Genomic DNA, 796 nt, shown 5'->3' with positions numbered 1-796 from the left:
TGTTTGTAGCGTTGGAAAACATTAATATTGCCAAACGTGTTTTCACGAGATTTTAACTTTGTTTTGGAGAGAATAATGAAAAAATCGATTATCGCTTTGGTTATTGCCGGTTTGCCGCTGGCTGCCTCTGCAGACGTCATTCTGTATGGTCAAATCAAAAGCAGCGTGACCGTCGGTCAAGTAAAAATCAAAGGTGATGCAGGTTCTGAAACCAGCTCTACCGCAACCAGCATCAATGACAATACCTCCCGTATCGGTTTCAAAGGCAGCGAAAACCTCGGCGGCGATTTGAAAGCTATCTGGCAAGTTGAACAAAAAACGGCCATTACCGGTGGTTCTCAAGGTTTTGCCAATCGCGATTCCTTCATTGGTTTGCAAGGTAAATTCGGTAAAGTCCGTGCCGGTAAACTCAGCAATATGCTGAACGAAATGGACACCATCGATCCATGGATGTACAAAACCAATGCCGCAGGCTTGGGCATCTTTACCCGTACCGGCAACCGTAACGCCGCTGTACGCTACGACAGCCCGGATTTCGGCGGATTCAAATTCAACGTGTCTTACGCACCGCGCGACAACCGCAATCCTTCAGACAAATACACGCACACCAAACCGGCCAAAGACCAATACACCGGCGGCGTGAGTTTCTCTAAAAACGGCTTTACCGCCAATGCGGCTTACGGCCACTACAACGGCGCGTACACCGACAAATCAGGCAAAGTCAAAGCGGCGCAAATCGCCAAAGTCGAAACTTATTACGATAAAGACAATCTCTTTGTCGGCGGCGGCGTACACT

1 protein-coding gene is annotated in these 796 nt (G+C 48.2%); it reads left to right on the top strand.

Annotated features, from left to right (window positions below; genetic code table 11):
• Positions 1–75: 75 nt before the first annotated feature.
• A partial coding sequence (locus tag ACTHUM_RS16050) for a porin (protein ID WP_440403429.1) occupies positions 76–796 on the top strand: 721 nt, incomplete at its 3' end.

The sequence above is a fragment of the Neisseria sp. P0021.S006 genome (genome assembly GCF_051956895.1).
The sequence above is the reverse complement of the archived record's forward strand: the minus strand, read 5'-3'. Positions and strand labels throughout refer to the sequence as shown.